Annotated in this window: 22 protein-coding genes; 17 read left to right on the forward strand and 5 right to left on the reverse strand. The window is 57.8% G+C overall.

The features are described 5' to 3' along the window. Positions 1–73 precede the first annotated feature (73 nt). The 8 genes from ribF to L861_RS23365 all read left to right on the forward strand — a co-directional run bounded on the left by ribF (position 74) and on the right by L861_RS23365 (position 7,472). On the forward strand, positions 74–1,150 hold the full coding sequence (ribF, locus tag L861_RS23330; RefSeq protein ID WP_016419130.1) for a bifunctional riboflavin kinase/FAD synthetase: 1,077 nt from the start codon (positions 74–76) through the stop codon (positions 1,148–1,150). Then, positions 1,147–3,981: an isoleucine--tRNA ligase gene (ileS, locus tag L861_RS23335; protein ID WP_016419131.1), complete on the forward strand. Its 2,835-nt coding sequence runs from the start codon at positions 1,147–1,149 to the stop codon at positions 3,979–3,981. The genes ribF and ileS overlap by 4 nt, the downstream gene beginning before the upstream one ends. Continuing rightward, entirely contained in the window at positions 3,974–4,489 is a 516-nt protein-coding gene (gene lspA / locus L861_RS23340) for a signal peptidase II (protein ID WP_016419132.1), read from the forward strand. The genes ileS and lspA overlap by 8 nt, the downstream gene beginning before the upstream one ends. A 41-nt stretch (positions 4,490–4,530) precedes the next feature. Beyond that, positions 4,531–4,977 (forward strand): FKBP-type peptidyl-prolyl cis-trans isomerase, encoded by a 447-nt coding sequence (gene fkpB, locus L861_RS23345; protein ID WP_016419133.1) that lies wholly within the window; start codon positions 4,531–4,533, stop codon positions 4,975–4,977. Between the two features lie 25 nt (positions 4,978–5,002). After that, entirely contained in the window at positions 5,003–5,956 is a 954-nt protein-coding gene (ispH, locus tag L861_RS23350; protein WP_016419134.1) for a 4-hydroxy-3-methylbut-2-enyl diphosphate reductase, read from the forward strand. A 166-nt stretch (positions 5,957–6,122) separates the two neighbouring features. Next, positions 6,123–6,521, forward strand: coding sequence for a type IV pilin protein (locus L861_RS25200; RefSeq protein ID WP_021029271.1), 399 nt, complete (start codon positions 6,123–6,125; stop codon positions 6,519–6,521). Position 6,522: 1 nt separating this feature from the next. Continuing rightward, positions 6,523–6,921, forward strand: a complete 399-nt coding sequence (pilV, locus tag L861_RS23360) for a type IV pilus modification protein PilV (protein ID WP_081645946.1) — start codon at positions 6,523–6,525, stop codon at positions 6,919–6,921. Further along, positions 6,921–7,472 carry a PilW family protein gene (locus tag L861_RS23365; RefSeq protein ID WP_016419137.1) on the forward strand — a complete coding sequence of 184 codons (552 nt, stop codon included), beginning with the start codon at positions 6,921–6,923 and terminating at the stop codon, positions 7,470–7,472. Before pilV ends, L861_RS23365 begins: the two co-directional genes overlap by 1 nt. Before the next feature lie 29 nt (positions 7,473–7,501). Here the strand turns inward: L861_RS23365 and L861_RS24650 are convergent, their stop codons facing one another. Further along, the gene (locus L861_RS24650) at positions 7,502–8,062 is read right to left on the reverse strand and encodes a GspH/FimT family pseudopilin (protein WP_016419138.1); all 561 of its coding nucleotides are present in this window, start codon (positions 8,060–8,062) and stop codon (positions 7,502–7,504) included. A 90-nt stretch (positions 8,063–8,152) separates the two neighbouring features. Between L861_RS24650 and thiO the strand changes: the two genes are divergently transcribed. After that, the gene (gene thiO, locus L861_RS23375; protein ID WP_016419139.1) at positions 8,153–9,250 is read left to right on the forward strand and encodes a glycine oxidase ThiO; all 1,098 of its coding nucleotides are present in this window, start codon (positions 8,153–8,155) and stop codon (positions 9,248–9,250) included. Positions 9,251–9,323: 73 nt separating this feature from the next. Here thiO and L861_RS23380 read toward each other — a convergent pair whose 3' ends face one another. After that, positions 9,324–9,590: a PP0621 family protein gene (locus L861_RS23380; protein WP_016419140.1), complete on the reverse strand. Its 267-nt coding sequence runs from the start codon at positions 9,588–9,590 to the stop codon at positions 9,324–9,326. Between the two features lie 98 nt (positions 9,591–9,688). On the opposite strand from L861_RS23380, the gene L861_RS23385 reads away from it, so the two are divergent. Continuing rightward, positions 9,689–11,320 (forward strand): NAD+ synthase, encoded by a 1,632-nt coding sequence (locus tag L861_RS23385; RefSeq protein ID WP_016419141.1) that lies wholly within the window; start codon positions 9,689–9,691, stop codon positions 11,318–11,320. A gap of 75 nt (positions 11,321–11,395) precedes the next feature. On the opposite strand, the gene L861_RS23390 is transcribed toward L861_RS23385, so the two are convergent. Further along, the gene (locus L861_RS23390; RefSeq protein ID WP_016419142.1) at positions 11,396–12,214 is read right to left on the reverse strand and encodes an outer membrane protein assembly factor BamD; all 819 of its coding nucleotides are present in this window, start codon (positions 12,212–12,214) and stop codon (positions 11,396–11,398) included. A 169-nt stretch (positions 12,215–12,383) separates the two neighbouring features. Between L861_RS23390 and rluD the strand changes: the two genes are divergently transcribed. From rluD to clpB, 3 genes are all read left to right on the forward strand, one after another. Continuing rightward, a complete protein-coding gene (rluD, locus tag L861_RS23395) occupies positions 12,384–13,343 on the forward strand; it encodes a 23S rRNA pseudouridine(1911/1915/1917) synthase RluD (protein WP_016419143.1) in 960 nt (319 codons plus the stop codon). Then, positions 13,340–14,110 carry a peptidoglycan editing factor PgeF gene (gene pgeF / locus L861_RS23400; RefSeq protein ID WP_016419144.1) on the forward strand — a complete coding sequence of 257 codons (771 nt, stop codon included), beginning with the start codon at positions 13,340–13,342 and terminating at the stop codon, positions 14,108–14,110. The genes rluD and pgeF overlap by 4 nt, the downstream gene beginning before the upstream one ends. Positions 14,111–14,439: 329 nt before the next feature. Beyond that, positions 14,440–17,040 (forward strand): ATP-dependent chaperone ClpB, encoded by a 2,601-nt coding sequence (clpB, locus tag L861_RS23405; RefSeq protein ID WP_016419145.1) that lies wholly within the window; start codon positions 14,440–14,442, stop codon positions 17,038–17,040. A 97-nt stretch (positions 17,041–17,137) separates the two neighbouring features. On the opposite strand, the gene L861_RS23410 is transcribed toward clpB, so the two are convergent. After that, on the reverse strand, positions 17,138–18,505 hold the full coding sequence (locus L861_RS23410; RefSeq protein WP_016419146.1) for a sugar porter family MFS transporter: 1,368 nt from the start codon (positions 18,503–18,505) through the stop codon (positions 17,138–17,140). Positions 18,506–19,070: 565 nt separating this feature from the next. Between L861_RS23410 and L861_RS23415 the strand changes: the two genes are divergently transcribed. Then, positions 19,071–20,795, forward strand: coding sequence for an acetolactate synthase 3 large subunit (locus tag L861_RS23415; protein WP_016419147.1), 1,725 nt, complete (start codon positions 19,071–19,073; stop codon positions 20,793–20,795). Beyond that, a complete protein-coding gene (ilvN, locus tag L861_RS23420) occupies positions 20,795–21,286 on the forward strand; it encodes an acetolactate synthase small subunit (RefSeq protein ID WP_016419148.1) in 492 nt (163 codons plus the stop codon). Before L861_RS23415 ends, ilvN begins: the two co-directional genes overlap by 1 nt. 74 nt (positions 21,287–21,360) lie before the next feature. Here ilvN and ilvY read toward each other — a convergent pair whose 3' ends face one another. Next, a complete protein-coding gene (ilvY, locus tag L861_RS23425; RefSeq protein ID WP_016419149.1) occupies positions 21,361–22,239 on the reverse strand; it encodes an HTH-type transcriptional activator IlvY in 879 nt (292 codons plus the stop codon). Positions 22,240–22,414: 175 nt separating this feature from the next. Between ilvY and ilvC the strand changes: the two genes are divergently transcribed. After that, a complete protein-coding gene (ilvC, locus tag L861_RS23430) occupies positions 22,415–23,431 on the forward strand; it encodes a ketol-acid reductoisomerase (protein WP_016419150.1) in 1,017 nt (338 codons plus the stop codon). 151 nt (positions 23,432–23,582) lie between these two features. Further along, positions 23,583–24,419: a CDP-diacylglycerol--serine O-phosphatidyltransferase gene (pssA, locus tag L861_RS23435; RefSeq protein WP_016419151.1), complete on the forward strand. Its 837-nt coding sequence runs from the start codon at positions 23,583–23,585 to the stop codon at positions 24,417–24,419. Positions 24,420–24,511 lie beyond the last annotated feature (92 nt).

The raw sequence follows: 24,511 nt of genomic DNA on the forward strand, positions 1-24,511 counted from the left end.
GGACGTCTGCATGGATAGGCGCCTGTCAGGCTGACCGTTATAATGAAAGACTTTGACTGGCCGTGAGCGACGCATGGAATTGATCCGAGGATTGCACAATCTGCGCGAGGAATACCGCGGTTGCGTGGCGACCATCGGCAACTTCGATGGTGTGCACCGTGGCCACCAAGCGATTCTCGAACAGTGTCGCGAGCGAGCCGCGGCCCTTGGGTTGCCGGTCACCGTGGTGGTTTTCGAGCCGCAGCCTCGCGAGTATTTTGCCGGCGACCAGGCACCTCCACGCCTGACCCGGCTGCGCGATAAGGTCAAGTTGCTGGTCGAACATGGCGCCGAACGGGTACTGTGCTTGCCGTTCAATGACGCCTTGCGCCGGCTCACGGCCCTTGAATTCATCGATCGGGTATTGATCGAGGGCCTGGGAGTGCGTCACCTCGTGGTAGGTGACGACTTCCGCTTTGGTTGCGATCGCGCCGGTGATTTTGCCTTGCTGGCCAAGGTCGGACGTGAAGCCGGTCCCGATCGGGGGTTCAATGTCGAGCATACCCGTACCTTTGTTCTCGATGACGAGCGGGTTTCCAGTTCTCGGGTGCGTACCCTATTGGCAAGTGGTAATTTCGCACAAGCACGACGCATGCTGGGACGGGCGTATCGGCTGGGAGGGCGCGTGGTCGCCGATCAGCAGCTCGGGCGTACCATCGGTGTGCCCACGGCCAACCTGCCACTGTTGCCATTACCGCTGGCGTTGCGTGGCGTCTATGCGGTGATCGTGGATTTGGCCGATGGTCGTCGTTACACGGCGGTCGCGAATATTGGCTGGCGGCCAACGGTGAAAAGCACGCGACCGGTTCTTGAGGTCCATCTGTTCGATTTCGACGAAGAGCTTTATGGCCAGCGCCTGACGGTGATCCCCTGTGCAAGGTTGCGTGGTGAGATCCGTTTCGACGACTTCGAGACTCTCAAGCGCCAGATACAGGCCGATCTGGTTCAAGCGCGACGCTATTTCGACCGGCAAGGCTTTCACGCTGTTGGTCGACCGGGCGACGACATCACACTCCCTCTGGCATCGGCGCCGCTGGCGCGCGAGGCCGCGACTTCTGATTCCTCGGTGGGCCGTACGGCCACCGGGTGCGACGATGATGGACACTCATGAGCGACTACAAGCATACCCTGAACCTGCCCGAGACTGACTTCCCGATGCGCGGCAATTTGCCCAAGCGTGAACCGGGTCGCGTGGCGCGCTGGGAAGAAATGAACCTATACCGGCGGTTGCGTGAAGAATTCCAGGGACGTGAGTCCTTCGTGCTCCATGATGGCCCTCCCTACGCCAATGGCAGCATCCATATCGGGCATGCCGTCAATAAGGTCCTCAAGGACATCATTGTCAAATCAAAGGGGTTGGCTGGGTACGACGCCCCCTATGTGCCGGGTTGGGACTGCCATGGTCTGCCTATCGAGCACAAGGTCGAGACCACTTATGGCAAGCACTTGCCACCGGATGAAGCGCGCCGGTTGTGCCGTGAGTACGCCAGCGAGCAAATCCAGGGCCAGATGAAGGACTTCGTGCGTTTGGGGGTGATCGGCGACTGGGATAATCCCTATCGCACCATGGACTACGTCAACGAAGCTGGTGAGATCCGTGCCTTGGCCGAAATGGTTAAGGGCGGTTACGTGTTCAAGGGGCTCAAGCCGGTCAACTGGTGTTTCGACTGTGGTTCGGCACTCGCCGAAGCAGAAGTCGAGTATGCCGATAAGAAGTCTGACGCCATTGACGTGGCTTTCCCCTGCGCCGACGAGGACAAGCTTGCTCATGCCTTCGGTCTGTCCGAGCTTCCCAAGCCGGCGGCCATCGTGATCTGGACCACCACACCTTGGACGATCCCGGCCAACCAGGCACTCAACGTTCATCCGGATTTCACCTATGCGCTGGTCGATGTCGGCGACCGCTTGTTGGTGTTGGCTGAGGCACTGGTAGAGAGCTGTCTTGAGCGTTTCAGTCTCGAAGGCGGGATCATCGCTACCGCTCACGGTGCTCGCCTTGATCGAGTCAACTTCCACCACCCCCTCTATGATCGCTTGTCGCCAGTCTACCTGGCGGATTATGTGGAGAGCGACGTCGGCAGTACCGGTGTCGTCCATTCGGCGCCGGCCTACGGAGAGGATGACTTCGTTACCTGCCGGGCACATGGCATGGGGTTCGATGAGATCCTCAACCCAGTGCAAGGCGATGGTGTCTATGCCGAAGATCTACCCTTCTTCGGTGGTCAATTGATCTGGAAGGCCAATCCGGCAATCGTCGCCAAGCTAGAGGAAGTCGGTGCCCTGCTGGCACACAAGACGATCACCCACAGCTACATGCATTGCTGGCGCCACAAGACACCGGTGATCTACCGTGCCACCGCCCAATGGTTCGTGGGCATGGACCGCGAGGGTATCAATGGCAAGAGCCTGCGACAGCGTGCCCTGGAAGGAATCGATGCAACCCAATTCACTCCCTCCTGGGGCAAGGCGCGATTGCACTCGATGATTGCCAACCGTCCCGACTGGTGCATCTCGCGGCAGCGCAACTGGGGGGTGCCGATTCCCTTCTTCCTGCACAAGACAACCCGCGAGTTGCATCCGCGTACTGCGGAACTGATGGAAGCGGTCGCCAAGCGCGTGGAGAAGGAAGGGATCGACGCTTGGTTCCGTCTCGACCCCGTCGAGCTGTTGGGTGATGAGGCTGCCGATTACGACAAGGTCACCGATACCCTCGATGTATGGTTCGATTCCGGCACCACCCATTGGCATGTACTGCGTGATTCCCATCAGTTGGGCCATACGCAGGGGCCGCGGGCCGATCTCTATCTGGAAGGTTCCGACCAGCATCGTGGCTGGTTCCACTCATCGCTGTTGACCGGCTGTGCCATCGATGGTCATCCGCCGTATCGTGGCCTGTTGACCCACGGTTTCACCGTCGATGCCCAAGGGCGCAAGATGTCGAAATCAGTGGGTAATGTCGTTGCACCCCAAGAGGTCATGGACAAGCTGGGTGCCGATATCCTGCGCCTTTGGGTGGCTTCCACCGATTACTCCGGCGAGATGGCGGTTTCCGACGAGATACTGAAGCGTACTGCCGACGTCTACCGTCGTATTCGCAATACTTCACGATTCCTGCTCGCCAACCTCAATGGTTTCGAGCCCGATCGCGATGCCGTGGTATTCGACGACATGTTGGCGCTGGATCAATGGGTGGTCGACCGTGCCGCTCAGTTGCAGGCGCGCATCGAAAAGGCCTATACCGACTATCGTTTCCTCGACGTCTATCAGCAGGTACATACTTTCTGTGCCCGTGAGCTGGGTAGCTTCTATCTCGACGTGATCAAGGATCGTCAATACACTACCCAGGCTGACTCTCTGGCACGGCGCAGTTGCCAGACCGCCCTCTATCATGTGGTTGAGGCGCTGGCTCGTTGGGTAGCGCCGATTCTGTCGTTCACCGCCGAGGAGATCTATGAGCATATCCCCGGCACGCGCAAGGATAGCGTGCTGCTCGAGACCTACTATCAGGGGCTTGGCACGCTCGCCGAGGATGCCGAGTTTGGCCGCGACTTCTGGGAGCAGGTGCTGGAGGTCAAGCAGGCGGTCAATAAATGCTTGGAAGATGCCCGCAATGCCAAGCGAATCAAGAGCGGCCTGGCTGCCGAGGTGACCTTGTATGTCGACGACACCTTGCGGAATACCTTGTCGCGGCTCGGTGACGAACTGCGCTTCGTGCTGTTGACCAGCGATGTGCGATTGGCGCCCTTGGCCAAAGGTGGCGAGGCAGAGGTGACCGAACTAGATGGGCTCAAGGTCGCCGTGTTGGCATCTCCACACACCAAGTGTGAACGTTGCTGGCATCACCGCGAGGATGTCGGGACCCATGTCGAATATCCAGACCTGTGTGGACGTTGCATCTCCAACCTGCCGGAGGGATCAGGTGAAGAGCGTCACTATGCCTGAGCAGCAGGGAGAGCGTAATCGCCCCATGCGTCGGCCACTGCGTTGGTTAGGGCTGGCGGTGCTGGTGATCGCGCTCGACTTGGCGACCAAGGCCATGGCCAGTGCTTGGCTGAGTTATGCTCAGTCTGTGGAAATTCTGCCGGTGTTCAACCTGACGTTGTTGCATAACACAGGAGCGGCATTCAGTTTCCTGGCGGGCCATGATGGCTGGCAGCGCTGGTTCTTCGCCGTGATTGCCATCGGAGCGAGCGTGGGCCTATCGATCTGGATGAGCCGCCTGAAGGCGCACGAGACGATACTGGCCGTATCACTGGCGCTGATCATTGGTGGTGCGCTGGGTAACCTTTATGATCGGCTCGTGCACGGTTACGTGATCGATTTTCTCTCTTTCTATTGGGGGCAGTACTACTTCCCCGCCTTCAACTTGGCCGATGTCGCCATTACCTTGGGAGCCTGTGGGCTGATCTGGGAATCATTGCGCGATGTACGGCGTCATAAGAAGTCCTGAGTCACTATTGAGATGAGCCAGACGCTGGCAAGAGGGCAATGATGAGCGATTACCGTATCGGTGAAGGCATGGAAGTTACCCTGCACTTTACCCTCAAGCTCGAGGATGGCACCGTGGTCGACTCTACTAGAGACAAGGAACCGGCCACGTTTCAGGTTGGTGATGGCAATCTGCCACCTGGCTTTGAATTCCCGCTCGAAGGATTGACCGATGGTGACAGTGGCCGCTACGAGATCCTTCCCGAGCATGCTTTCGGCCAACACAATCCACAAAACGTACAATTGCTCAAGCGTGAGGATTTCGAGGATATCGAACTGGAGGTAGGGACAGTGATGTCGTTCGCTGATCCTGCCGGTGGCGAACTGCCCGGTGTGATCGCCAGTATCGAGGACGACCACGTGGAAGTCGACTTCAATCATCCTCTCGCTGGGCGTACCCTGACCTTCGAAGTGGAGGTCATCAGTGTTCGTCCCGCCACCATGCATTGAGCCCTGACAGGCAAGCGAGGCAAGTATGCAGATCAAGCTGGCCAATCCCCGCGGTTTCTGTGCCGGCGTCGATCGTGCCATCGAGATCGTCAACCGTGCCTTGGACGTATTTGGGCCACCAATTTACGTGCGCCATGAAGTCGTGCATAACCGCTTCGTGGTCGATACCTTGCGTAATCGAGGGGCGATATTCGTCGAGGAACTGCACGAAGTGCCCGATGATGTAATTGTGATCTTTTCCGCGCATGGCGTATCCCGAGCCGTTCAGAAAGAAGCTGAACGCCGCGGGCTACGTATATTCGATGCTACCTGCCCATTGGTTACCAAGGTGCACATGGAAGTGTTGCGTTATGCCAAACGCGGCCAGGAGTGCATCCTGATCGGCCACCAAGGGCACCCAGAGGTGGAAGGTACCATGGGGCGTTACGACACCTCATATGGTGGTGCCATCTATCTGGTGGAGGATGAAACCGACGTGGCGGCACTTGAGGTCAAGGATCCCCGTCGTCTGGCCTTTGTGACCCAAACTACGTTATCGATGGATGATACCGCTCGGGTGATAGATGCCCTGCGAGACAAGTTTCCCGAAATCCAGGGACCCCGCAAGGACGATATCTGCTACGCCACCCAGAACCGCCAGGACGCTGTGCGTGGGTTGGCTGAGGAAAGCGATCTGGTGCTGGTGGTGGGTAGCCCCAACAGTTCCAACTCCAATCGCCTGCGCGAACTCGCCGAGCGTGCCGGCACACCGGCCTATCTGATCGATGACGCCAGCCAGATTGAGGCGTCCTGGCTGGAAGATATCGAGATCATTGGCATTACCGCTGGCGCTAGTGCGCCAGAGGTGTTGGTCAAGGGCGTGATCGAGCGGCTACAGGCATTGGGTGCCGATGCCCCAGAGGAGCGGTTGGGCCGTGAAGAAACCATTACCTTTTCCATGCCGCGTGAACTGCGGGAGCAGGTGATCGTCAGCGAATGAGCGTTGATCGCTCATTTTCATGGAATGGCGATGCGATAGCGGAGCTGATCAAAAAAACCGGGCCGATGGCCCGGTTTTTTGATATTGGATCTATGGCTCGCAATCGTCGTGATACATACTGAAACGCACAGAAACCTGACCCAATAGTGTATGGGGAAATCTCGACGTGACAAGCAGGGAAACGCTGAAGCGACAATCAGGGTTTACATTGATTGAATTGATGATAGTGGTCGTGGTGGTCGCCATACTTGCTTCCATTGCCTATCCCCTTTACTCCGGTTATCTCGAGCGGGCTCGTCGTACCGATGGTCAATCCATGCTGATGCAAGTCGCCGGCCACTTGGAACGCTGTTACACGGTGAATAGCTCTTACCAGAACTGTATTTCCGCTCTTGCTTCAGGAGGGATGGCGTCCGAAGACGGCCATTACACGGTTACCGCCACCTCGCTGTCAGCGTCCACCTTTACGCTATCTGCTGCACCCAAGGGAGCGCAGGCGGCAGATAGCTGTGGCAACCTGACCCTGAACCAAAGGGGAGAAAGAACGCCCGATGACTGCTGGTAACATGAGATCAGCCGAGGGCTTTACCCTGGTCGAGGCGTTGATCGCCTTGCTGATTTTGTCGTTCGGCTTGTTGGGAACCGCGGCGATGCAGCTCAAGGCCATGCAAGGAGTGCATGTCTCGTATCAGCGCTCCTTGGCCACACTGATGGCTTCTGATGCCAATGAACGATTATGGGCAGAGCTTGGAGAAGGCGATGGCACTTGCCCCAGTAGGGGCAGAGTGCAGGATCAGTGGCTGGTCAACTGGAGCCAGGCTTTGCCCGGAGCGGCGACTAGCTCCATCACGCAGCGGGGTGACTGTGAATACTTGATCACCGTGACGTGGGATGATGATCGCTTCGGTCCCGAGGGCGACATTTCGACCTTGACCTATGTTGCTCGTCTACCGGGGAAATCCTGATGGAAAGTGGGCGACATGCCAAAACCCAGCAAGGTCTGACCTTGGTCGAACTGATGGTGGCCCTGTTGATAGGCCTGCTTATTACCTTAGGGGCGACCCAACTTTTCATCACCAGCAAGCGCTCGTTCAATCGGGTCGAGTCATTGGCAAAGCGACAGGAAGCCATGCGCTTTCTCGTCGACTCCCTCTCTCTGGATATACGTACCGCCGATAAAGGGGGCATCACGACCAATGGCGATGACGTCTTGAGGCTGACGTATTCGGGAACGAGGACAGAAGATCCCTATTGCCGCTTCACGGAAGCATTACAGTGGGTGGAATACACCCACGATGATCCGTCATCTTCTGTCAGAATTCGGTATCAATGTACCGACACTGGTGACATGAGCCCAGCACCACTGGTGGATGGCATCGCAGGAATCGGATTCTCGGTAGCGGCCGACGGCACGTATGTCGACGTCGATACTCTGTTTCTGCCACTGGATGAAGAGACAGAAGATGAGCGTTCCATCAGGTTCAGAGTGACAAACCGAAACAGCGTAATCGAATAGTCGTTGGCTGGTGTTTGGGTAGGGAAACGTCAACAGCCGTTTCCGGCTTCTATCCGTATTCTTCCCATGTTGCTCATCACCAGCTGAACCGCCTGCCCATGACGGCCGCAGACATTGAAGGTGCCATTATACCCACGCGGCCACCCAGTCGCCGGAAAGCGAATGAAGCGGTAGTCATTGCGAAAGGTGATGGATTCCAATTCGCTAGCGGCCAACACTCTCAATATAGGCTCGTCCGCGCTTCGTATGCCTCCATCGGCACGACCCTCGATGATCATCAGCGGAGCTGTCCAGTCGTCCAGGCAGATTTTCTGGTCATGAGTGGGGCAGACGGTGATGGTGGTCCTTCGAGTCACCGCGGTACTCTTCGCTTGAGCCAGGGCCGATTTGATGCGAAGCCCTTCCGCCGCGACCTGATGACGGGCAGTGAAAGCCTGCAGACTGGGAACCGCCCAAGTGGTCATAAGGACTGCCACAGCGATCACGATCAACAGTTCAATCAACGTGAACCCCCAAGGGGGGTGGTCAATTCGGTGAGTGATGCGTCCATAGCGGGCACCTGGCCTGGTATGCTGACAAAGGTCGTGCATGCTGCCCTCCTTGGCAGGCGTGCGGGATGCCTTAGCATAACTGAAACCTATATAAGTCGAATTGCAATTTCGTGTGAGTGATTTCCTACCGTGAGTGACTTCCTGATTGTGGGGGGCGGTGTCATCGGCATGATGACAGCGCTGCAGTTGGCCGACGCTGGTCATGAAGTGACGCTTCTCGACCGCAATGACTGCGGTCGAGAAGCGTCGTGGGCGGGCGGGGGCATCGTCTCGCCCCTGTATCCATGGCGCTATAGCGCGCCCATATCGAACCTGTCACGTTGGTCGGAGGGGTATTATCCCGAACTCGCCTTGCGTCTGTTGGAAGAGACCGGAATCGATCCGGAGTATCGCCAAAAGGGGCTTCTCTACCTGCATGTCGATGATGAAACCAAGGCATTGGTCTGGGCACGCGAGGTAGGCAAGCCACTTGAACGGGTCGACCGTGATTTCCTTTATGCCAAGGAGCCCAACGCCGCACCCGGCTGCGATGGCGCCTTGTGGATGCCGACACTCGGGAGTATTCGCAATCCGCGCCTGCTCAAGGCGCTACGTACACGCTTGATGGCTATGCCACGGGTATCTTTGAAAGAGGGAGTGGAGGTGACCGGTCTGCGCCGGCAAGAAGGGCGTATCGTGGCGTTGGAAACTTCCTCTGGAGTCATCGCGGTACCCGAGGCAAGCGGTCAGGTGATCGTGTGCGGTGGTGCCTGGGCAGCACAGTTGATGGAAAGCATCGGAGTACGCTTGCCGGTGCGTCCAGTCAAAGGGCAGATGATCCTGTTCAAGGCTCCACCAGGACTGGTGCAGCGAGTGGTATTGATGGATGGACGTTATGTGATTCCACGCGGTGATGGCCGGGTACTGGCCGGCTCGACATTGGAAGAAGTTGGTTTCGACAAAGCGCCCACCGTGGATGCGCGTGACTCGCTATGGCACAGTGCCACACGTATCATCCCCGCCTTGGCCGATTGTGAGATCGAGCATCATTGGGCAGGGCTGCGGCCCGGGTCGCCGGATGGAATTCCATTCATCGGCGCGCTACCAGGATTCGACAACTTGCATGTCAACGCCGGACACTACCGTAATGGCTTGGTGTTGGCACCCGCTTCGACTCGGCTGTTGGTTGACCAGTTGCTGGAACGTGAGCCGATCATTGATCCAGCGCCATATTGGCCTGCGCTATGAGCGTAGGCAAGGAACCGCTATGTATGAGGAAGCTGGGGGTATCGAGCCCGGCCGCAGTGAGTGTGCGAGTGGGTCAGTCTTGCGTCTTGCGTTCTTCCAGATACTTGTCGCGGTGGGCGCTTGAGCAGAACCATTCACCTCGCTCGCGCAGAGCATCGCTTTCCGGAAGATGGACGTTACAGTAGGTGCAGCGGACCATATGTCCGCCCTCATCACGAATATCGTCTTTCTCGAGCAGTTCCTCGCGTTCGAGTTTCCATTCGCGGTACATGCGATAGAGTTTGAGACCGGCGAAGAACAGCACGGCAAAGATAATCAGGCGAATGAGCAACAGGTTCATCCTTATGTGACTCCCTTATGAGGCCGTTTGCTTTTGCCTGTGAGACGGCCATGCGGGACAATGACATTATCTGAGAGTTTCGAGAGATTTCCACGCCCATGCAAGACTTGACGCTGGTGATGGCCCAACTCGATCCACTGGTCGGCGATATCCCTGGCAACACCGACCTGGCTATCGAGACGGTACGCGAAGCATGCATCGAGCACGGTGCCGACATCGTGGTCCTGCCTGAACTGTTCCTGACTGGCTATCCGCCGGAGGATCTGCTGTTTCGCCCTTCGATGGAGAAGCGCTTACGCGAGGCCCGAGTGCGGATGGCTGAAAAGATCGCTCGCGATGTGCTGGTGATTGTCGGTTACCCCGGACGTCGCGAGGGCAAGCTCTACAACCTAGCCGGACTGCTCTACAACGGTGAGTGGCAGGAGGAGTATGCCAAGCAGGCCTTGCCCAACTATCAGGTCTTCGATGAACAGCGCTACTTCAGCCCTGGTCAGGAGACCTTGGTATTCAAGCATAAAGGCGTACGTCTGGGCATTTTAATTTGTGAGGATATCTGGGAAGACGCACCGGTAGCCCAGGCTCGCAAGGCAGGGGCCGATATCCTGATCACCCTAAACGCTTCTCCCTACCATCAGGACAAGCCGGCTGAACGTTTACGGCTGCTGGCCGGACGTGCAGAGCAGGTGAAGTGTCCATTGGTCTATGTCAATCAGATAGGTGGGCAGGACGATCTGGTCTTTGACGGTGGCTCAGCGGTGGTCGATGCCAAGGGGCAGCTCAAAGTGCAGGCCCCTTACTGGCAGGTCGGGTTGATGCCAGCACAGTTCATCAAGACCAAAAAGGGGTGGGAGCCTCGTGCCGGAGAAGTCGAACCCGAGGTCGACCCCGAGGAGAGCCTGTACTGTGCTCTGGTTACCGGCCTGCGCGACTATGTCAACAAGAGTGGCTTCAAGGGAGTGGTACTGGGGCTTTCCGGGGGCATCGACTCGGCACTGTCGTTGGCCATTGCCGTGGATGCTCTGGGTCCGCAGCGCGTTCAGGCGGTCATGATGCCCTATCATTACACCTCGGAGATATCCAAAGAGGATGCGGCCAAGCAGGCGAAGATGCTCGGCGTGCACTACGAGGTGCTGCCTATTGCTCCTATCGTCGAGGCATTCGACGATACCTTGGCGGAAAGTTTCGCTGGCACCCCTCGTGATACGACCGAGGAGAACCTACAGTCACGGGTGCGGGGAACGCTGTTGATGGCGATCTCCAACAAGAAAGGGGTAATGGTACTGACCACGGGTAACAAGAGTGAGATGGCCGTAGGGTATGCCACTCTCTATGGTGACATGGTCGGTGGCTACAATGCCTTGAAGGATGTCTACAAGACTTGGGTCTATCGCTTGGCTAAATGGCGCAATACCCAGGAACCAGCGATTCCTGAGCGGGTGATAGAGCGTCCGCCTTCCGCCGAGTTGGCGGCGGGGCAGCAAGACAGCGATTCACTTCCCCCTTATGACACCCTGGATGCCATCCTGTCGCGTTATATCGAGGGCGATATGAGCGCTGAGGCCATCATCGACGCCGGGTTTGACCGCGACGATGTCTATCAGGTGGTCAAGCTGGTAGACCGCTCCGAATATAAGCGGCGCCAGGCACCGATCGGTGTGCGCGTTACGCCACGAGGCTTCGGACGAGACCGGCGCTACCCGATCGTCAATGGCTGGCAGCCGGGTGAATGACGCTCAGCAGTGGATCTGAACATCGAGCGGCAAGAGAAACCCGTCAGTATCACATGAACTGACGGGTTTTTTTCATCAGACCGACAATGGCTTGGCATCCACATGCCGAGGCTGGAAGGTGCGGCCATTGAGGCGGGCGTTGTCGGGGTCATTCTCGATCAGGGTGGTGAGCACCTCGCGTGCCCGGTCACGCATATCGAGGCCCAGGTAGCCTTCCACCATCACCGCCAGGGCGTCTCGGGTCGCGGAGGATTGCGGATAATGCTCTATTACCCAGCGGCCACGCTCCACGGCTGCCAGATAGGCACCCTTGCGTAGATAGAAGTCTGCCACATGCAATTCATGCTCGGCCAGCAGGTTACGCAGGTAGACGATGCGCTGACGGGCATCGGGAGCATATTGACTGTCGGGAAAGCGTTGTACCAGTTCGCGGAAGTCGGCATAAGCATCGCGAGAGGCGCCCAGATCCCGCTTGGAGATATCGATCAACCGAAGACGCTCGAGGCTGAAACGACCGGCTTGATACGCCGCCAGACCGCGCATGTAATAAGCATAATCGACTTGGGGATGATCTGGGTTCAGGCGGATGAAACGGCTTGCGGCAGCACGTGCGGCTTCCCAGTTATCCACTTGATAATACGCATAGATCAGTTCGAGCTGCACTTGCTCGGCGTATTCGCCGAAGGGGTAGCGCGTATCGAGGGCCTCGAGTTGGTCGACTGCGCCACTGTAGTTGCCGCTGTCCAGTGATGAACGGGCCTGTTGGTAGAGTTCGTTCTCCGCGAGTTGGGGAACGTCGCTATCCTCATTGTCGTTGGTACTGGCACATCCAGCCAACAGGGCAACAACGAGAGCAAAGGCACCTAGTCGGGTGCCGCTAATGAAAACGCGCATCATGATCCTCGTATCAACCAACTCGGGCGGCCATGATAGAATTGACCGCATTCGGCTCACAATAAAGCCCTCACTATAAAGTACTGTCGAGCGCCATGAAACACGGTTCTGTGCATGGGTTCGACTGTGGCGAGATCCTTGATCCATGGCACAGGCGCATTTTTCCTCTATGACCGAAACCTTTCATCGTAACGAACGCGTTCCCGAGGCCATGGCAGGCCAGCGCTTGGACCAAGCAGCATCTGCAATCTTTACCGATTTCTCACGTGAACGGTTGAAAACGTGGATCAAGCAAGGTGCCCTGACGCTGGATGGTGGTCAGGCTCGCCCCAAGGACAAGGTTTATGGTGGCGAACGTCTTGAACTGCATGCCGAGCTCGAAGAGGATCACCGCTTCGAACCCCAGGACATCGCGCTGAGCATCGTCTTCGAAGATGACGAGGTACTCGTGATCGATAAGCCAGCCGGGCTGGTAGTGCACCCTGCTGCCGGCAATCCAGACGGCACCCTGTTGAATGCGGTATTGCACCATTGCCCGGAATTGGTCAGCGTGCCACGGGCCGGTATCGTGCATCGCCTGGATAAGGACACCACAGGCCTGATGGTGATTGCCAAGACACTGGCAGCGCAGACCTCCCTGGTCGATCAGATGCAGGCACGCACGGTAGCTCGGGAATACGATGCCGTGGTGACCGGGGTGATGACTTCCGGGGGCACCGTAGATGCGCCGATCGGTCGCCATCCCAAGGATCGTAAGCGCCAGGCGGTGACGGCATCCGGTAAGGCTGCTGTGACTCATTACCGCGTGGTCGAACGTTTCCGCGGGCACACGCATGTCCGTTGCCGGCTCGAGACTGGACGTACCCATCAAATTCGGGTGCATATGGCTCACAAGCGCTTTCCACTGGTCGGTGATAGCGTCTATGGTGGACGCTTGAAACTGCCAGCTGGCGCCGAGGAGGCCCTCAAGGAGCTGTTGCGCACTTTTTCACGCCAGGCCCTACACGCTCGGAAGTTGGCCTTCCTCCACCCGACCAGCGGCCAGGAGATGACATTCCGTGCCGAACTGCCCGATGACATGCTGATGCTACTGGACTACCTGCGCGACGATCACGAGACCATGCGATGATGGATGCTGTTGCCGATTCCCGGCCCCACCTTCACCCGACGCTGATTCTGCCTGATTGGCCGGCTCCCACGACCGTAGGTGCCTTCGTTACCACGCGCGAGACCGGACCCAGCCAAGGAAGTTTCACGGCCTTCAATACCGCGACCCATGTGGGTGACGACACCGAGAGTGTGGCGTATTGTCGTGAGTTATTGCGTGCCCAGCTTGACGACGACCGGCCACTGCTGTGGCTCGACCAAGTGCATGGTGCCAAGGTGCAGCAGGACTATTCGCCCGATCTGCCGCAAGCCGATGCCGCAGTCGCCTTCGACAAGCGTTACGCATGTGTGATTCAGACGGCGGACTGTTTGCCGGTGTTTCTCTGTGATCGGCTCGGGACGCGAGTCGGCCTGGCTCATGCCGGCTGGCGCAGCTTGGCGAGCGGGGTACTGGAAGCCAGCGTGGCGGCGCTTGCTCTGGAACCCGATCGGGTCATGGCGTGGTTGGGACCCGCTATATCCAACGCACAGTTCGAGGTTGGCCCGGAGGTTCGCGACGCTTTCGTCGCTGTACAGCCGGAAGCAGTCAGTGCTTTCGAGCCGAGCCCTTATCGTCTGGGGCATTTCATGGCTGATCTCTATCGACTGGCGCGCTTGCGTCTTGAACGTTTGGGTGTTTCACATATCAGCGGTGGGCACTTCTGTACCGCTTGTGAATCGCGTTTCTACTCTCACCGCCGTGACGATGGCAGGACAGGGCGCATGGCCAGTGTGATTTGGCTGCGATAAGAAAGAAGTACCGCCGCTGCGCGGCTGGAAGCTGAAAGACGCGGCTTAGCCGCTTGAAGTAGGAAGACGGCACTTTGTGCCTTGGAGAGGGAAGAAAACCCCTTGTACCTAGCGCATTGATACCCTCACACTCGGTTCTTCCTTCTTCCTTCTTCCTTCTTCCTTCTTCCTTCTTCCTTCTTCCTTCTTTGATCCACATCAACCCGTATCGTCTTTCCTGGGCAGCTGACTTGAAAGCGGTCCAACATACCTCCATTGATAGTGTCAAGATGCTATGACAGGGCCGAGCGGGCGTCCGAACGCACCGCGACCCCAATGGAGGACATTGAATGCGATTCGATAAATTCACCGGTAAGCTGCAGAACGCCGTGGCCGATGCCCAGTCGCTGGCGGTGGGACGCGGACATAACCAGCTCGAACCGGGCCATTTGCTGATGGCGCTGCTTGATGCCACTGATAGCGGCATCAAGGGGCTGGTGCAGAAAGCCGGTGGCGACACTGCCAAGCTACGTAGCGGGTTATCACAGTATCTGGACAACTTGCCCGAGGTTGGCCAGTTCACTGGCGAAGTGCAGCCGTCGCGCGACTTCGTGCGGCTGTTCAATCTGGCCGACCGTGAAGCGCAGAAGCGTGGCGATCAGTTCATTGCCAGCGAATTGGTGTTGCTGGTGGCTCTCGATATGGGGCACGCCGTGACCAAGGTGTTGACCCAGGCTGGCTTGACTCGCAAGGCGGTTGAAGCCGCCATCGACAGCTTGCGCGGAGGGCAGACTGTCGACGATGCCAACGCCGAGGAGAAGCGCGAGGCACTCGAGAAGTACACATTGGATCTGACGGCGCGCGCGGCGGAGGGCAAGCTCGACCCGGTGATCGGTCGTGACGACGAGATTCGTCGTACCATCCAGGTACTACAACGGCGGACCAAGAATAATCCGGTGCTGATCGGTGAGCCCGGGGTGGGCAAGACTGCCATTGTCGAAGGGCTGGCCAACCGCATCATCGATGGCGAAGTGCCCGAGGGGCTCAAGGACAAGCGTGTATTGGCGCTCGATATGGGGGCTTTGCTGGCTGGCGCCAAGTTCCGCGGCGAGTTCGAGGAGCGCCTCAAGGCGGTGCTCAACGAACTGGCTCAGGAAGAAGGCCGGGTGATCCTGTTCATCGACGAGTTGCACACTATGGTTGGCGCCGGTAAGGCCGAAGGCGCCATGGATGCAGGCAACATGTTGAAGCCTGCCTTGGCGCGTGGCGAATTGCACTGTGTAGGGGCGACCACCCTCGACGAATACCGCAAGTACATCGAGAAGGATGCTGCGCTGGAGCGTCGCTTCCAGAAAGTGTTGGTCGACGAACCCTCCGAAGAGGACACCATTGCCATTCTGCGCGGCCTCAAGGAGCGCTATGAGGTTCATCACCGGCTCAACATCACCGACTCGGCAATCATTGCGGCGGCCAAGCTATCAGCACGCTATATCACTGATCGTCAGTTGCCCGATAAGGCCATCGACCTGATTGATGAAGCCTCATCACGTATCCGCATGGAGCTAGACTCCAAGCCGGAGGAGATGGATCGCCTCGATCGTCGCCTGATTCAACTCAAGATGGAGCGTGAGCAGCTCAAGAAGGAGACCGACGAGGCTTCCAAGAAGCGTCTCGAGACCCTGGAAGCGCAGATCGATGAGCTCACCCGCGAGTATGCCGATCTGGAAGAAGTATGGAAGGCCGAGAAGGCCAGCATCGAGGGAGCCGCCCAATTCAAGGCTGAACTCGACAAGGCTCGTGTCGAGCTGGATGCCGCCAAGCGACAAGGTGATCTGGGCCGGATGTCAGAGTTGCAGTACGGGGTGATTCCCGAACTCGAGCGCAAGATCAAGGAGTCTGAAGAAGGCGAAGCGACACAGGCGGCCGAGCACAAGCTGTTGCGCTCCAACGTCACAGAGGAAGAGGTGGCTGAGGTCGTCTCGCGCTGGACCGGAATTCCAGTGACCAAGATGCTCGAGGGCGAGCGCGACAAGCTACTGCGCATGGAAGAGGCGCTGCACGCGCGAGTCATCGGCCAGGATGAAGCGGTCACTGCCGTGGCCAATGCCGTGCGCCGCTCAAGGGCGGGGCTGGCCGATCCCAACCGGCCCAACGGCTCCTTCCTGTTCCTCGGCCCCACCGGGGTGGGCAAGACCGAGTTGTGCAAGGCCTTGGCCAATTTCCTCTTCGATACCGAGGAGGCCATGGTGCGCATCGACATGTCCGAATTCATGGAGAAGCACTCTGTGGCACGGCTGATCGGGGCTCCACCGGGCTATGTCGGCTACGAAGAAGGTGGCTATCTGACTGAAGCGGTACGCCGAAAGCCCTATTCGGTACTGCTGCTCGATGAGGTAGAGAAGGCCCATCACGATGTCTTTAACATCCTGTTGCAGGTATTGGAAGATGGCCGGCTCACCGATGGCCAGGGGCGGACTGTCGACTTCCGCAACACCGTGATCGTGATGACCTCCAACATGGGCTCGGACATCATCCAGCGCATGGGGACTAGCGACAACGGTGATGTGGACAAGAGCTATGCCGAAATGAAGGAACTGGTGATGGCGGTGGTCGCCGACCACTTCCGACCGGAGCTGATCAACCGCATCGACGAAGTGGTGGTATTCCATGCTCTGGGGCAGGAACAGATTCAAGCCATCGCCAGTATCCAGCTTGACCGGCTGCGCGAGCGGCTTGCCGAGCATGACCTCAAGCTCGAGGTCAGCGACGATGCCATGGCGCAGCTCGCCGTGGTGGGCTTTGACCCGGTATTCGGGGCTCGGCCACTCAAGCGGGCGATTCAGAGCCGGATCGAGAACCCGTTGGCGCAAGACCTGTTAGCCGGCAAGTTCTCACCGGGCGATATCATCAGGGTGACGACCGACGAAGGTCATTTGGTGTTCAGCAAGTAACCTTCTCTCAATCGGTCGCGTCTACGACCCTTCGGCCCGCCTCTTTCCAGAGAGGCGGGCCTTTTTACATTCACCTTTGGAAAGTTGCCGCCACCGTTTAGCGATTGGCGACGGCGGCAGAGGACTTCTTGACTTTGGGCTCGCGGGTCAGGCGCTGTTGCAGGGCCTCCAATGAAATGCCCTTGGTTTCCGGCATCAGGAACATCACGAACAACAACTGCAACAGCATCATTACGGCAAAGAAGGCGAATACCGGGCCGCCGCTGAAGTGGCTCAATATCCATGGCATGAATAGGGTGATCAGCGCCGCGCAGATCCAGTGTACGGAGCTGCCGAAAGACTGACCGCGGGCACGCACATGATTGGGGAAGATCTCGGCGATGAACACCCAGATGATGGCTCCTTGACTGATGGCGTGGGCGGCGATGAAAAGGCCCAATAGTAGCGGCACGGCCAGACCGCCGAGATCGTCGGCAAAGAAAGCGCGAGAGATCAGCATCAGCGACACAAGGTAACCTACGGAACCGATGTACAGCAGAGTGCGTCGGCCCAGACGGTCGATCAGTGCCATACCAAGCATGGTGAACAACAAGTTGATCAGGCCGATGCCGGCGGTCGACAGCAGCGCCGCGCTACTGCCTAACTGTGCCGCTTCGAGTACTCGTGGGGCGTAGTAGATGATGAAGTTGATACCGGAGAGTTGATTGAAGAAGGCTACCAGGAAGGCCAACAGGATGGGTAAACGATAGCGGCCCGAGAAGAAGGGCGCATGGGCTTGCTGTTCGCTAGCCTCGGCGGCACGAATCTCGGCGATCTGTGCATCGACATCGGCGGCGGGATCGAGCTGGCGCAACACTTCGGCGGCGCCCTGAATATCATTACGCTTGAGAATTAGCCACCGCGGACTGCGCGGTACTCGACTGATCATCAGGGTGTAAAGCAGGGCAGGCACAGCCTCGATACCAAGCATCCAGCGCCAGGCGTCTTCTCCCATCAATGACCCCAACGCATAGTTGGAAACGAAAGCCATGAGGATGCCGAATACGATGTTGAACTGGTACAGGCCGACCAGCACACCACGATACTTGGGCGGTGCGATCTCGGAGATATAGGTGGGTGCGGCGACCGATGACACTCCAACGCCGATCCCGCCGATCAAACGGAAGAAGGAGAATAGATACGGGTCGGTGGCTAGCGCCGAGCCTACCGCCGAGACTAGGTAGAGAACCCCGATCAATAGCAGGGTAGCACGTCGTCCCAGGTGATCGGTGGGCCAGTTGCCGAATACGGCGCCGATAACGGTACCCCACAACGCCATGGACATGATCAGTAGCCCATGTTGTAGGTCACTAAGCCCCCAAAGTGTCTGAACCGGTTTATCGGCTCCTGAAATGACGGCGGTGTCGAAGCCGAACAGAAAGCCCGCCAGCGCCACAGTGATGGACCATTGCACGATACGCGACATCGTTGTTGTCTCCCTTGATTGGTCATCGCGCTGTTAGTGAATCGTGTCACTAGACAGATAAGAGCCAGACCTGCAGCAAATCGATGACCATGCGCATAGATGAATCGTGTCAGCAAGTAAGTATTACAGCAGTTACCACCCGTCGGATCGACCCAAAAACATTAGACTTTAGTCGTGTTTTGATGGCGCATTCGAACATCTTTTTGCGTGGTAAGGCACATCATGGCCCGTGGCGGTTGACAGTCTCGAGGCGCTATTGGAATCTTGTCGGTTCCTGATTGCGGGCGCGGACTCAACGGGCAACCCCCTATAACCGCGTGAAGGGTAGGTCATCTGGCCTTTACCCGCCGAAGGACTAACCAGGTACGGGCTAACCGCCTGGCCTGGCCAACGCCCCCGACGCGGCAAACCGCCGTGATGAGAGTGCAGGCCCCAACCGGGCCTAAGGACGCCAGGGTTTGGCATCAGGTGCCGGTATCGACCGGCAGCGGCATACCGCCGCACTCGAACGTCGTAGCGCCATTGCGCACGACATGGCACTCGAGACCTCCAGGGGAGATACACAGTGGAACTGCTTTCCGGCGCCGACATGATCGCCCGCTTCCTCCAGGACGAGGGCGTCGAATACATCTATGGCTATCCCGGCGGGGCGGCGTTGCATATCTATGATGCGCTGTTTCGTCAGGACAAGGTCAAGCACATTCTGGTGCGACACGAACAGGCCGCCACTCACGCTGCCGATGGCTATGCCCGTGCTGCGGGCAAGCCGGGCGTGGTGCTGGTCACTTCCGGCCCCGGCGCGACCAACGCCGTGACCGGTATTGCCACCGCCTATATGGATTCCATTCCGATGGTGGTGCTCTGCGGTCAGGTGATGAGCCACCTGATCGGTGACGATGCCTTTCAGGAAACCGACATCATCGGGGTAACCCGCCCGATCGTGAAGCACAGCTTTTCGATCAAACATCCCTCCGAGATTCCCGAAGTTCTGAAAAAGGCCTTCTATCTGGCTTCGACCGGACGGCCTGGTCCGGTGGTGGTGGACATTCCCAAGGACATGACCGCACCCACCGAGCGTTACGAGTACGTCTATCCGAAGAAGGTCAAGCTGCGCTCCTACAACCCGGTTACTCGTGGCCATACCGGTCAGATCAAGAAGGCCGTGGAGCTAATGCTCAAGGCCAAGCGGCCAGTGTTCTACACCGGTGGTGGCGTAGTCACCGGCAACGCCAGTGAAGCGCTGACTGACCTGGTTCAGCGACTAGGCTTCCCGATCACCACTACCTTGATGGGCATCGGTTCCTACCCGCAGGGCGATCGCCAATGCTTGGGGTGGTTGGGCATGCATGGCTCCTACGAGTCGAACATGGCCATGCACCATGCTGACTTGGTCATTGCCATCGGCGCGCGCTTCGACGACCGGGTAACCAACAACACCTCCAAGTTCTGTCCCACAGCCAAGATCGTGCATGTCGATATCGATCCTAGTTCGGTATCGAAGACGGTGCGTGCCGACGTGCCTATCGTCGGACCGGCACAGAGCGTCATCAACGAGATGATCAGCCTGGTGCAGGGCAAGGAGAACGCACACCCTGAAGCGCTTGATGAATGGTGGCAGAAAATCGATGGTTGGCGCGAGGAACGGCACGGCAAGCTCTACGAACCGTCGCAGCCTGGTGAGCAGCTCAAGCCGCAGGAGGTGATAGAAGCACTGTTCAAGACCACCAATGGCGAGGCTTTCATCACCACTGACGTGGGGCAGCACCAGATGTTTGCCGCCCAGTACTACAAATTCGCCAAACCCAACCGCTTCATCACTTCCGGTGGATTGGGCACCATGGGCTTCGGTTTCCCGGCGGCGATGGGTATCAAGATGAGCTATCCGGACGATGAAGTGGTCTGCATCACAGGTGAAGGCAGCTTCCAGATGATGATGCAGGAGCTATCGACCTGTAAGCAGTACGGGGTCGGGGTGAAGATCGTCAACCTCAACAATGGTTCCCTGGGCATGGTGCGTCAGTGGCAGGACCTCAACTACAAGTCCCGCCATGCGCATTCCTACATGGAGTCACTCCCGGATTTCCAGCAACTGATCGAGTCATATGGCTTCACCGCTATGCGAGTGAATACCAAGGAAGAGCTTGAGCCGGCATTGGAACGAGCGTTCGCTGACAAGCACGAACTGGTGTTCCTCGATGTTTACGTCGACCCGCGCGAACACGTGTATCCGATGCAGGTGCCCTTGGGCTCCATGCGTGACATGCTGCTTTCGAAGACGGAGCGGACCTGATGCGCCATATCATCTCGATTCTGATGGAAAACGAACCTGGCGCCCTGTCCCGTGTGGTGGGGCTTTTCGCCCAGCGCAACTACAACATCGAGACGCTCAACGTGGCGCCGACCGATGACCCGACGCTGTCGCGGCTGACGGTGACGACCATTGGCGATGACCGGGTGATCGAGCAGATTACCAAGCATCTCAACAAGCTGATTGACGTGGTCAAGCTGGTCGACCTGACTGAAGGCAACCATATCGAGCGTGAGTTGATGCTGGTCAAGGTCAAGGCACTGGGCGCGGCTCGCGATGAGGTCAAACGCACTGCGGATATCTTCCGCGCGCAGATCGTTGACGTGACCCCAAGCTTGTATACCGTTCAGATCACCGGCGACGCCGGCAAGTTGGATGCTTTCCTGCAGGCGATGGCCCCGGTCGGCGTTCTCGAAGTGGCACGCACCGGTGTCTCGGGTATTGCCCGGGGGGAGAAGGTGCTCAACCTCTAGGGTAAAGACTCGACAGGTTGTTAGTTTAAGCCGCTCTTCGGAGCGGCTTTTTTCATGTGTCGAATTTCCGTTCGTTATGCTTCTGCCCATAAAGCCCGAATCAGTGGGCTCTTCAGGCGTCGTTGAGCCACGCATAAGCCGACATCGTAATGCGGTAGTTCCGGTTTGACTGGGAGGATCCGAATTCGGTCGACCAAGGGACTGTTGTCGAGCACGATCTTGGGTACTACACCTACGCCAAATCCCAGCCCCACCATGCTGACGATAGCCTCATTGCCGGCCACTTGGGCATAGATATGTGGGGCAATGCCAAGGGCCTTGAACCAGGTGTTGCTATGCTCACGAGCCAGACCTGATTCCGAGAGGATCATCGGTACCTGCCGCCACTGCTCGGGTTTTGGCACCTCCGGCGTTGCGGGAATCCAAGGAGCCCCATCGCGTGGGGCGATGAATACCAGCGGTGAAGTGGTCATCGGCTTGAAGGCCAAGGCCTCGGGTAGCGTGCGTGGGCGTGGGGTGATCGCCATGTCCTCTTCGCCGGCCAGCACGCGAGACACGGACTCCGCCGGATCGCCTGTATGCAGCTTGATTTCGATGCGAGGATGACGTGCTCGGAAATCGCTCAACAATTCGTAGAGGAAGCTGTAGCTGGCGGTGACGGAGCAATAGATGCTGATCTCGCCAGATAGCGCTTGGGTTTCTTCCATCAGGGCATGGCGCAATAACTCCCACTGTTCCAAGGCTTCACGAGCGTATTCCTGGAAGATCCGCCCTTGGCGGGTCAATTCAACATGGCGGTTGTCGCGTTCGAATAGCGGCACGCCTAGACTGTCTTCGAGTTGGCGGATGCTGCGGCTCAGGGTCGAGGGGCTGACATGGCAAGCATCGCTGGCGCGGCCGAAGTGCAAGCTTTCGGTAAGGCTCAGGAAGTGTTTCAGGGGGCGCATATCCATAACGGCATCGTTTCATTTCTCGGTTCGTGTCGTTGCAAATATAGCGTTTTACGCAATGCGTTGTCGTGCCGTATCTTGTGCGCATCGGCACCGAATACTACAAGCGCCGCAGTAGACGGCGCGGGTCGCCATCAACGCTGACATCACTTTTTACCATTCGCATCAGGAGAACATCATGCGCGTTTATTACGATAAGGATTGCGATCTGTCGCTGATCCAAGGCAAGAAGGTTGCTATCGTGGGTTACGGCTCTCAGGGGCATGCCCATGCCAACAACCTCAAGGAATCCGGTGTCGACGTGACCGTCGCGCTGCGTCAAGGCTCGTCTTCCGCGGCCAAGGCCGAAGGTGCTGGCCTCAAGGTTGCTTCCGTACCGGAAGCCTGCAAGAGCGCCGATGTGGTCATGATCCTGGCCCCGGACGAGAACCAAAAGGCCATCTATGAGCAGGAAATTGAGCCGAACCTCAAAGAAGGCGCTACCCTGGCCTTCGCTCACGGCTTCAATATTCACTACAACCAGGTCGAACCGCGCTCCGACCTGGATGTGATCATGATCGCGCCCAAGGCCCCGGGCCATACCGTGCGTTCCGAGTTCGTCAAGGGTGGTGGCATTCCCGACCTGATCGCCATCCACCAGGATGCCACCGGTTCCGCCAAGGAGCTGGCGCTGTCCTATGCTGCCGCGATTGGCGGTGGCCGTAGCGGCATTATCGAAACCACCTTCAAGGACGAGACCGAGACTGACCTGTTCGGCGAGCAGACCGTGCTGTGCGGCGGCGCCGTGGAACTGGTCAAGGCGGGTTTCGAGACGCTTGTGGACGCTGGTTATGCACCGGAAATGGCCTATTTTGAGTGTCTGCACGAACTCAAGCTAATCGTCGACTTGATGTACGAAGGCGGCATCGCCAACATGAACTACTCCATTTCCAACAATGCAGAGTACGGCGAGTACGTCACCGGCCAGGAAGTTATCAATGAGCAGTCGCGTGAAGCCATGCGCAATGCTCTGAAGCGTATCCAGACTGGTGAGTACGCCAAGATGTTCATCAACGAAGGCAACACCAATTATCCGTCGATGACCGCCCGTCGTCGTCTGAATGCCGAGCATGAGATCGAGCAGGTGGGTGCCAAACTGCGCGGTATGATGCCTTGGATCGCAGCCAATCAGTTGGTCGACAAGTCCAAGAACTGATAGGTCTGGCTAGTTGACGACAAGAAGGGCGCGGATATCCGCGCCCTTCTTGTTATGGGGCAGTAACTGATATTCGCTATCGTCGATGGAATGAGAGTGTAGAATCATCAGAGCGCCCAAGGCGTTTCTGTATGGCAACGGAACGAGACTCATGAGCCAAGAGCCTAGTAACACCGAGCACGAAAAAGCCGAACACGCCGATGACGATATCGCCTCCGCCTTCGTACGTGAGACGGAAGTCGTCGAAGAAGCGGTGGAAGACGGCAGGAAGGTGCGGCGCAGGGGGATTTATCTACTACCCAATTTGTTCACGACTTCGGCGCTGTTCTCGGGCTTCTTCGCTGTGGTCGCCGGCATCAATGGCGACTTCACTGCTGCTGCCGTCGCCATCTTCATCGCCATGATTCTGGACGGATTGGATGGTCGAGTAGCGCGCCTGACCAATACCCAGAGTGCCTTCGGCGCCGAATACGACAGCCTGTCCGACATGCTTTCCTTCGGCGTGGCACCGGGATTGGTCGCCTTCACTTGGATTCTCCAGGATATCGGCAAGACCGGATGGGTCGTGGCTTTTCTCTACGTGGCATGTGCTGCCTTGCGTCTTGCACGTTTCAACGTCCAGCTTGGCAGTGTCGACAAGAAATGGTTCATCGGGCTACCAAGCCCGTCGGCAGCAGCCTTGGTGGCGGCCAGCGTGTGGACGTTTCACAGCTTCGACGCCGAAGCCTTTGGCTTCAAGTTATTGATGTTGTTGCTAGTAGCGACGGCCGGGGTATTGATGGTCAGCAATATTCGCTACTACAGTTTCAAGGACATTGATCTCAAGGGACCAGTACCTTTCGTGGTGCTGTTGGCCATCGTACTTGGATTCGTAGTGATTTCGGTCGAGCCTTCGGCCATGCTGTTATTGCTGTTCGGTGCCTATGTGGCTTCCGGTCCGATCATGGCCATGATGCGCAAGATGAAGCGGCCCCCAGCAAGCGAGTAATTTTTTTGTCATTTAGGGCTTGTCAGTAAGCTTCGATATCCGTAAAGTACGCATCCGCTGCTGACGACGGGCACACGTTGTTGGCGGTGGAG

Source organism: Litchfieldella anticariensis FP35 = DSM 16096, from assembly GCF_000409775.1.
GTDB classification, from domain to species: Bacteria; Pseudomonadota; Gammaproteobacteria; order Pseudomonadales; family Halomonadaceae; genus Litchfieldella; species Litchfieldella anticariensis.

Bases quoted from the DNA above. Each gene is read 5' to 3' on its own strand.
- ribF (WP_016419130.1), top strand. From the start codon at position 74: ATGGAATTGATCCGAGGATTGCACAATCTGCGCGAGGAATACCGCGGT.
- ileS (WP_016419131.1), top strand. From the start codon at position 1,147: ATGAGCGACTACAAGCATACCCTGAACCTGCCCGAGACTGACTTCCCG.
- lspA (WP_016419132.1), top strand. From the start codon at position 3,974: ATGCCTGAGCAGCAGGGAGAGCGTAATCGCCCCATGCGTCGGCCACTG.
- fkpB (WP_016419133.1), top strand. From the start codon at position 4,531: ATGAGCGATTACCGTATCGGTGAAGGCATGGAAGTTACCCTGCACTTT.
- ispH (WP_016419134.1), top strand. From the start codon at position 5,003: ATGCAGATCAAGCTGGCCAATCCCCGCGGTTTCTGTGCCGGCGTCGAT.
- pilV (WP_081645946.1), top strand. From the start codon at position 6,523: ATGAGATCAGCCGAGGGCTTTACCCTGGTCGAGGCGTTGATCGCCTTG.
- L861_RS23365 (WP_016419137.1), top strand. From the start codon at position 6,921: ATGGAAAGTGGGCGACATGCCAAAACCCAGCAAGGTCTGACCTTGGTC.
- L861_RS24650 (WP_016419138.1), bottom strand. From the start codon at position 8,062: ATGCACGACCTTTGTCAGCATACCAGGCCAGGTGCCCGCTATGGACGC.
- L861_RS23380 (WP_016419140.1), bottom strand. From the start codon at position 9,590: ATGAACCTGTTGCTCATTCGCCTGATTATCTTTGCCGTGCTGTTCTTC.
- L861_RS23385 (WP_016419141.1), top strand. From the start codon at position 9,689: ATGCAAGACTTGACGCTGGTGATGGCCCAACTCGATCCACTGGTCGGC.
- L861_RS23390 (WP_016419142.1), bottom strand. From the start codon at position 12,214: ATGCGCGTTTTCATTAGCGGCACCCGACTAGGTGCCTTTGCTCTCGTT.
- rluD (WP_016419143.1), top strand. From the start codon at position 12,384: ATGACCGAAACCTTTCATCGTAACGAACGCGTTCCCGAGGCCATGGCA.
- pgeF (WP_016419144.1), top strand. From the start codon at position 13,340: ATGATGGATGCTGTTGCCGATTCCCGGCCCCACCTTCACCCGACGCTG.
- clpB (WP_016419145.1), top strand. From the start codon at position 14,440: ATGCGATTCGATAAATTCACCGGTAAGCTGCAGAACGCCGTGGCCGAT.
- L861_RS23410 (WP_016419146.1), bottom strand. From the start codon at position 18,505: ATGTCGCGTATCGTGCAATGGTCCATCACTGTGGCGCTGGCGGGCTTT.
- ilvN (WP_016419148.1), top strand. From the start codon at position 20,795: ATGCGCCATATCATCTCGATTCTGATGGAAAACGAACCTGGCGCCCTG.
- ilvY (WP_016419149.1), bottom strand. From the start codon at position 22,239: ATGGATATGCGCCCCCTGAAACACTTCCTGAGCCTTACCGAAAGCTTG.
- ilvC (WP_016419150.1), top strand. From the start codon at position 22,415: ATGCGCGTTTATTACGATAAGGATTGCGATCTGTCGCTGATCCAAGGC.
- pssA (WP_016419151.1), top strand. From the start codon at position 23,583: ATGAGCCAAGAGCCTAGTAACACCGAGCACGAAAAAGCCGAACACGCC.